This is a genomic window from Bacteroidia bacterium (assembly GCA_026932145.1).
Taxonomy (GTDB): Bacteria; Bacteroidota; Bacteroidia; order J057; family JAIXKT01; genus JAIXKT01.
The window spans coordinates 19,464-27,731 of the sequence record JAIXKT010000033.1 but is presented as its reverse complement, the minus strand read 5'-3'; the positions used below and the strand labels follow the sequence as shown (position 1 = coordinate 27,731).

Here is an 8,268-nt window from a genome sequence, read left to right as displayed (position 1 = left end):
AATTCAAAATCAAATAGTTAAATATTTTTATTCTTTTTGTCGTGCAACAGGCTCCTATAATCTGTGCGATAAATTTTTGATAAAAAGTAAATACTCATCACCAAAATACCTCCAAAAAGTATTGCTCCAAATATTGGCGAAATATAAAGCTGCCCGATATTAGCTAATGGTAATTCTGAAAGAATCCGCATCATCCATTTCATTATGTCCAGCAAACTATTTACGATGAACCCCAAAATATCACTTACTACCGGAATAAATCCCAAACAGGTTAAGGCCGTAACGGCATACGTTACCAATGAAGCTAAGGGAATAATCAGCAGATTTGTTAGTAAAAACCAAGTAGGAAACGTCCCAAAGTTTACCAAAATAATCGGTAAGGTAAATAATTGTGCTGCAATACTTACGATGATAATTTGCTGTATCTGCTTAACAAGCCAATTTTGAGTAGTAAAAAATTTGGTTGTCGGGTTTGCCAAGAGTAGAATACCTAAGACCGCAGCGTAAGATAGCTGGAAACCCAAATCATTTACAACGGTTGGTTCTATAGCTATTTGTAAAACCCATGCTATTGCCAGTAAATTCAATCCGTTAGATTTTCTGCCGAAAAGATTTCCCATAATTACCAAACTTCCGGTTAGCACTGCCCGAACAATCGAGGGCGAAGCCCCAGCCAGAAAACAATATCCCCACATTGCTACCAATAAAATCAAGTTGATAGCTATCTCTCCGTATCTAAACTTTTTCAAAAATACCAAACAGAAACCTAACATTCCAAAAATCAGGCTTACGTGCATTCCGGAAACAGCCAAAATATGTGCAGCTCCAGTACGAATAAAGGCTTGCTTTACCTCCGAAGGTACATCTTGTTTAATTCCCAACAATAAAGCCGTTGCTAAACCCCGATTGCTATCAGACAAATGTTTCTCAAACAACCCGCAAACATATAACCTAACACCATTTAACCCAGATGATGAATGTCCAATATATTGAAAATCAAAAGCATTTATCTTAGCCTTAACTCCTTGCTGATGTAGCCATTTGCCATAACTATTGCTATCTGAAACTTCTTGCAGATTACCTAACAAACGGATTTTATCTCCAGAAGCTGGGCGGCAGATTAATTTTTGATTACTGATAAACACCAAAACACTACCGGTAACTTTTGCCTTAGCACCATTGCTCTCAACAGAGTCCGTTTCAAGTGTCAATGACCAGCCAAACTTAGTTTCCTTAATTTCTGAAGCCATCTTGCCCTGTAGCCATAGTTTTTTACCAACCAGTTTTTCAACCGAATTATTGGGTTGAAAAAGCTGTAACCCAGACAACCCCATGCCGGCCAAAATGGCTATAACACAGCCGATAATGGTATTATAAGCTCCTTTGTAATAGCTTGAACGAGAACGAAAATAACCCAAACAAACCAATAACACAATAGCCAGAAATACTGCATATACCTGAAAACCAAGCAAAACTCCGATTGTTAATGGTGCAGCAAACCAAATAGCCGATATTTGTGATAGTTTCATAGTACAAAATTTGCCTATTATCTGCCCAAAAACAGGGAAGATTTTAGGATTTGGTAACAACACCCAAGTTGGCTTTATCTCTAAAAAAACGCACTATAAGGCAGAACTTGCATAACTTCGCAGCATCATTTCTAAATTTTTAGTGATTTAACGAGTATGCAAAACTTTGTTTTAGTTTCCGGCGGGTGCGGTTTTGTAGGCAGAAATCTGGTAAAACGCTTATTAACAACCACTCAAGACACAATTATTGTTGTGGATGATTTATCTGTGGGGATTTCACCACGAGAATGGTTGCCCGAAAACCATCCCTTTCAAGTAACAAAAGACATTGAATTTTGGGGCGAAAATGGCCGGATGATTTTTTGGAAAGGTGATTTTCGGATTTTTTTACGGCAATTAACATCCCGCCCAAGTTGGTTCGCTGATGAATACAATATTCCGTTAAGTCGTTTTTCTGATGTGTACCATTTTGCAGCTATTGTTGGCGGGCGTGCCAAAATAGACGGCGACCCTATGATGGTTGCCTTAGACTTGGCCATTGATGCCGAATTTTTTTACTGGGTGGTAAATCACAAACCAAATAGAGTACTTTTCCCAAGCTCCAGTGCTGCATATCCCATTAATAAACAAACAGTTGATACAGCTATTGCGCTTAAAGAATCTGAAATTAAATTTGATGACATTTTGGGTCAGCCGGATATGACCTACGGTTGGTCTAAGCTTACCGGAGAATATTTAGCACAAATTGCTGCAAAATATTATGGAATATCTGTGGCCTGTGTACGTCCTTTTTCTGGATACGGTGAAGACCAAGATTTAACGTATCCTGTGCCCGCAATTGCTGCCCGCGCAGCCAAAAAAGAAGACCCCTTTGAAGTATGGGGATCCGGAAAACAAGGCAGAGACTTTGTGCATATTGACGACTGCATAGACTGTATCCTCTTAGCTATGGAAAATGTTCATGACGGGTCAGCTATCAATATTGGTTCAGGAAAACTCACTTCATTTTTGGAAATAATCGAACTTTTCTGCCAATTTGCCGGCTATAAACCCACCATTAAACCGCTGTTAGATAAACCCGTTGGGGTTCATTCCCGTTATGCAAATATGGATTATGTAGCCCAGCAGTTTTCATGGAAACCCAAAATATCCATAGAAGCCGGTATGAAACGTGTATATGATGCCGCAGTGGCCAAATTGAACAAATGATAAAACCAACGTTATTTTTAGATAGAGACGGCACAATCCTCTTAGAACCAAACGACTACAAAATAGACACTTTTGAAAAGTTGCGGTTTTTACCGTCTGTAATATCTTCCCTCAGCACCTTAAAAGAAGCCGGATACCAGTTGGTGATGGTAAGTAATCAAGAGGAAGTTGGAACAGAATCTTTTTCTTGGGAAAAGTTTTTGGCAGTCCATAATCTAATGCTCGATATTTTATTTCATGAAGGTATTACTTTTGAGGAAGTTCTTATAGACACGCACCATGCCCATGAAAACCATCCTAACCGAAAGCCCGAAATCGGCATGATTTCACCTTGGCTCAAACAAAATCCGGTGGATATGACCCGCAGCTTCGTTATCGGAGACCGAAAAACGGATGCTCATTTAGCACTAAATTTGGGCTGCCAAAGTATCACAATCAAATGTTCTGCCAGCGCAAACGGAGATTATGAACTGCAAAACTATCCTGACTACCCAACGACTACTTTTGAGCATTGGAAACAAATAACCCGCTTTTTATTAGAAAAACTGACATAATACCGATAAAGTAAACTCGGCATGAATACCAATTCACAAAACACTGATTTTGATATAGTTATTCCTGTTTATCAAAATTATGACGGTATCGTGGCTTGTTTACAAAGTTTAGTACCTCATTTCCAAAAAGAAATTAGCTTTCGGGTAATTGTTTGCGTAGATGCTGACGAAGACGACAATACCTACCAATCTTTGCAGGAAAAAGTATATCCTTATCAATTGCTTGTGCTGAAACATCCGGACGGAAAAAGGCATGGCCGAAATGCAACCCGAAACCTTTCTATACCTCACATCACCGCTAAATTTATCTTAACGATAGATTCTGATATGTTAGCAGGGGAAAAATTGTTAGCACAACATCTTCTTTACTTAACCCGAAATTTTCCTTGTATTTCTTTGGGGGGAGTTATTTATCCCGAAGCTAAGGTAAATTTTTGGGCTGATTATTTGAATTATCGAGGTAAAGCAAAGTACCAAGCTGGTGAGGAGCTGCCTTATTATTACTTAGCGATGGGAAATGCGGCCTTTCCTGCCCAATCATGGGTAGATTTAGGCGGCCAAGATGCCAATATGACCCGCTACGGGGGCGGAGATACTGAATTTGCTTACCGAATGCACCAACGGTTTGCATGGAAAACCTACTACAATCCGGAGGCAGCCGTCTTTGCTCTGACCGAAAAAAATATATCTACTGCGCTACAGCAATATGAAGAGTTTGGGCAGTTCAACCTAAAATACATCCGCCAAAAGCATCCACAATTTATCAAACTTTTCCGCTTTGATCTTTGGGGTTTTAACTCCCTTAGTGCCAGACTAATCCGTTTTTTATGGTCTTTTAACTGGGCTGCTTGTTTATTTCCGCTAATTCTGCACAGCCCCAATTTTCTGCGCAGAATTATCATTCATTTTTTGGTCGGTAACCAAATAGTTCGTGGCTATTTAAAAAAATAGCCGATTATTCGTTTATGCTTCCCATTAAATCGAACTCTTGGCAATCATGAATCAAAACATCATAAAATTCTCCGATTTTAAGCGGCTTACTACTTGTGATAATCACCTCATTATCAACCTCTGGAGTATCATATTCCGTGCGACCTATCCAATAAGGAGTTTCATGTCTGTCAATAATAACCTTGTAGGTTTTGCCGATTTTTTGGGTATTTAACTCAAAAGAGATTTGCTGCTGAAGTGCCATCAACTCTTGCAAACGATTTTCTTTAACTTTTTCTGGAACATCATCTAACAGATTGAAAGCGTGTGTGTTCTCTTCATGAGAGTATTTAAAAACACCTAATCTATCGAACCGAAATTGTTGAACAAATTGTTTTAGCTCATCAAAATCTTGGGAGGTTTCTCCCGGATAACCCACAATAAGCGTTGTTCTTAGATGAATATCCGGAACTTGTTCCCGAATGGTTTGTATTAGTTTTTGGGTTCTGGCTTGACTGATTCCCCGCCTCATGGAGGTCAATATTTTGTCAGAAATATGCTGAAGCGGTATGTCTAAATATTGGCAGATTTTTGGATTTTGGCGGATTACCTGCAAAACATCTTCCGGAAAACCGTTTGGATAGGCGTATTGCAGACGAATCCATTCAATTCCGGAAATCTGGGATAATTGTTCTAACAAATTGGCTAACTGGTGCTTACTGTATAAATCTATTCCATAAAAAGACAAATCCTGTGCGATGAGGATTAGCTCTTTTACGCCTTTTTGAGCTAATGATTCAGTTTCTTGCAGTAAAGATTCTATGGTTCGGCTCACGTGCGCGCCACGCATGAGCGGAATAGCACAAAAACTACACGGACGGTTACAGCCTTCTGATATTTTTAGATACGCATAATGCTTGGGGGTTGTTAAAAGCCGCTCCCCAATCAAATGCTGCTTATACTCTGCCGATAATTCTTGTAGTAATTCCGGTAAACTTTGAGTACCGAAAATACCATCTGCTTCCGGAAACTCTTGAACCAAATCATCTTTATATCTCTCTGATAAACAACCAATTACATATAATTTTTGGATATTTCCAAGTGATTTTTCATGGGCATAAGCCAATATTGTGTCTATGGATTCTGCTTTAGCTTGATCTATAAAACCACAAGTGTTGATGATAACTATCGGTGTCTTTTCGGCAGAATCATGAACAGCATTGATCTGATTTGCCTGTAATTGATTCAACAATACTTCGGAGTCAACTAAGTTTTTAGAGCAACCTAAGGTAATAACATTAACAAGATTTTTAGGTAAATATGGCTTAGTGCGCATATATCAGCCGGCAATTAGTTTGTTTTATGAGGGTATTTTTCTAAGGCTGCTTGCAGACATTCAATTGCTTGATGTAAGTCTGATTCGTTTAAAACATAGGCTATTCTGACTTCTTTTTTACCAAGTCCCTGAGTTGCATAAAATCCGGTAGCTGGTGCCAACATAACTGTAGCTCCTTTGTAATCAAAGGATTCTAAAATCCATTGGCAAAAGTGGTCGCTATCTGTAATGGGTAGCTGAACGGTTAGGTAGAAAGCGCCGGAGGCTTGGGGGCATTTTACACCCGGTATTTTCCGCAGAGCATCTACAACCAAATTTCTACGGGAAACATAGGCTCCGATAACCTCTTCAAAATAGCTATCCGGTGTGTCTATACAAGCTTCTGAGCCAATCTGCTCCAACGTTGGAGGCGATAAACGCGCTTGAGCAAACTTTAAAGCCGCTGCATAAACATCTTTATTTCGGGTGATAAAAGCACCTATTCGCGCTCCGCAGGCCGAATAACGCTTTGAAACAGAATCTACCATCACCACATGATTAGACAAAGCCGGTAATTGCAGTACCGAAAAAAACGTCTTCCCGTCATAGCAGAACTCTTTGTAAACCTCATCTGCAAATAAATACAAATCATGGGCAATAACGAGTTCCTGCAAAGCCTCTAATTCCTGCTTAGAATAAAGTTTTCCAGTAGGGTTTGAGGGATTGTTGATTAGAATTGCCTTTGTTTTTGGGGTTATCAAGCGGGCAAAGGTTGCGGCATCCGGCAGGGCAAAGTCATTTTCCAAATAAGTAGTTATCGGAACGATTTTAACTCCGGCTTCTATCGCAAAACTGTTATAGTTAGCATAAAATGGTTCGGGGATTATCACTTCGTCCCCCGGATTTAGGCAAGCCATAAATGCAAAACGAATAGCTTCCGAACCTCCTGTTGTAACCAAAATTTGTTCATGAGTTAGTTCGATATGGTGTTTTGCATAATATTCGGTTAGTTTTCTGCGATAGCTTTCGTTTCCGGCGGAATGGCTGTATTCAAGTACTTTTAAATGAGCATTTTGTACTGCATTCCAAAATCCTTCCGGTGTGGTTATATCTGGCTGACCGATATTCAAGTGGTAAACTTTTATTCCGCGCTTTTTCGCTGCTTCTGCATACGCTACCAGTTTTCGGATTGGAGATGGCGGCATTAACTCCCCTCGTTTAGATATTATAGGCATAATTTATTGTTGATGCAAAACTGCATGGTTTTTAATTATGTATCAAAATAAGCTGATTTCTTGCTAAAATTTAGTTCTGACTTAAAAGTATAATGATGATAGTTTCTAAATTAGAAACTATTTACGTAGCTACGATATTGTCTTTTGAGACAAACGAGTAAGATAAAATATCAACTAAGTTTCTGATAATTAAGTTTTTTTAAACTCTTTCTATCACGGTTGCGATTCCCATTCCGCCGCCTACACAAAGGGTTGCTACGCCATAGCGTTTGTTGCGGTATTCAAGTTCGTCTAACAGCGTGCCCAAAATCACACCTCCTGTAGCCCCAAGAGGATGCCCCATAGCAATAGCACCGCCGTTGACGTTTACTTTGTCGGCAGGGATATTTAGTTCGTGCATAAACCGCAATACAACGGCGGCAAATGCTTCATTAACTTCAAATAAATCAATATCTTGTAGTTTTAGGCCGGCTTTTTCGACGGCTTTAAGGGTAGCGGGCATTGGGCCGGTTAGCATAATGGTAGGCTCTGTGCCGATAACGCAAAAGGAGCGGATTTTAGCTCTGGGCTTTAGCCCGCTGCGCTCTCCGGCAGCTTTGCTCCCAATAATCATAGCCGAAGCTCCATCTACGATACCGGAAGAATTACCAGCATGATGAATATGAATAACTCTCTCAATTTCAGGGTATTTCTGGATAGCCACTGCGTCAAAACCACCCATTTGGCCATATTGCTCAAAAGAAGGAGCTAAACTACTCATGGCTTCAACAGAGGCGTTCTCGCGAATAGTTTCATCTTTGTCTAAGATAACTAAACCATTTATGTCTTTTACGGGAACTATTGAGCGGTTAAACTTACCGGCTGCTCTGGCTACGCTGGCTTTTTGGTGGGATTCTACGGCGAAGCTATCTGCATCTAAGCGGGAATAGCCATACTTTGTGGCAAGCAAATCAGCGGCAACACCCTGCGGAACAAAATAAGTAGGTACTGCTACGGCAGGATCCATATACATAGCACCACCGTCGCTACCCATCGCAATACGCGACATTGACTCTACTCCGGCAGCTATGCCCAATTCTACTTGGCCGCTCATCACGTATGCCGCTATTTGATTAACGGCTTCTAAACCGCTTGCGCAAAAGCGATTAACAGTAACTCCGGCAACACGCTGGTTGTATCCGGCAGCCATCGAAACAGTCTTACCCAACTCTCCCCCCTGCTCTCCTATCTGGGTAACGCAACCTAACACCAAATCCTCAACCAGAGAAGTATCTAACTGATTTCTATCTTTAAGTGCTTGTAATAAAGTAGTTACTAACCGAACAGGACGTACTTCGTGTAAAGATCCATCTTTTTTACCTTTTCCCCGTGGGGTACGTACTGCATCAAATATATATGCCTCTGCCATAAAAAACTGATTTGAAGCCACAAATTTAGCCTTTTTAGGTCAAATTTTTTTTTGAAATGCTGAAAAATTATCTTTTTATGTTTTGGAG

General features: G+C 40.1%; 7 protein-coding genes. 3 read left to right on the top strand and 4 right to left on the bottom strand.

All coding sequences use genetic code 11. The features are described 5' to 3' along the window. Window positions 1-17: 17 nt before the first annotated feature. The gene (locus LC115_08065; GenBank protein MCZ2356626.1) at window positions 18-1,529 is read right to left on the bottom strand and encodes a ComEC family competence protein; all 1,512 of its coding nucleotides are present in this window, start codon (window positions 1,527-1,529) and stop codon (window positions 18-20) included. A 156-nt stretch (window positions 1,530-1,685) separates the two neighbouring features. Between LC115_08065 and LC115_08060 the strand changes: the two genes are divergently transcribed. The 3 genes from LC115_08060 to LC115_08050 are packed head-to-tail and all read left to right on the top strand — an operon-like array spanning window position 1,686 to window position 4,243. Beyond that, a complete protein-coding gene (locus tag LC115_08060) occupies window positions 1,686-2,738 on the top strand; it encodes an NAD-dependent epimerase/dehydratase family protein (GenBank protein MCZ2356625.1) in 1,053 nt (350 codons plus the stop codon). Then, window positions 2,735-3,292, top strand: a complete 558-nt coding sequence (gene hisB, locus LC115_08055; protein ID MCZ2356624.1) for a histidinol-phosphatase — start codon at window positions 2,735-2,737, stop codon at window positions 3,290-3,292. Before LC115_08060 ends, hisB begins: the two co-directional genes overlap by 4 nt. A gap of 21 nt (window positions 3,293-3,313) precedes the next feature. Beyond that, entirely contained in the window at window positions 3,314-4,243 is a 930-nt protein-coding gene (locus LC115_08050; GenBank protein MCZ2356623.1) for a glycosyltransferase, read from the top strand. Window positions 4,244-4,247: 4 nt separating this feature from the next. On the opposite strand, the gene rimO is transcribed toward LC115_08050, so the two are convergent. The 3 genes from rimO to LC115_08035 all read right to left on the bottom strand — a co-directional run bounded on the left by rimO (window position 4,248) and on the right by LC115_08035 (window position 8,180). After that, window positions 4,248-5,558, bottom strand: a complete 1,311-nt coding sequence (rimO, locus tag LC115_08045) for a 30S ribosomal protein S12 methylthiotransferase RimO (GenBank protein MCZ2356622.1) — start codon at window positions 5,556-5,558, stop codon at window positions 4,248-4,250. Window positions 5,559-5,572: 14 nt separating this feature from the next. Beyond that, window positions 5,573-6,772 (bottom strand): pyridoxal phosphate-dependent aminotransferase, encoded by a 1,200-nt coding sequence (locus LC115_08040; GenBank protein ID MCZ2356621.1) that lies wholly within the window; start codon window positions 6,770-6,772, stop codon window positions 5,573-5,575. A gap of 199 nt (window positions 6,773-6,971) precedes the next feature. Continuing rightward, the gene (locus tag LC115_08035) at window positions 6,972-8,180 is read right to left on the bottom strand and encodes an acetyl-CoA C-acetyltransferase (protein ID MCZ2356620.1); all 1,209 of its coding nucleotides are present in this window, start codon (window positions 8,178-8,180) and stop codon (window positions 6,972-6,974) included. Window positions 8,181-8,268 lie beyond the last annotated feature (88 nt).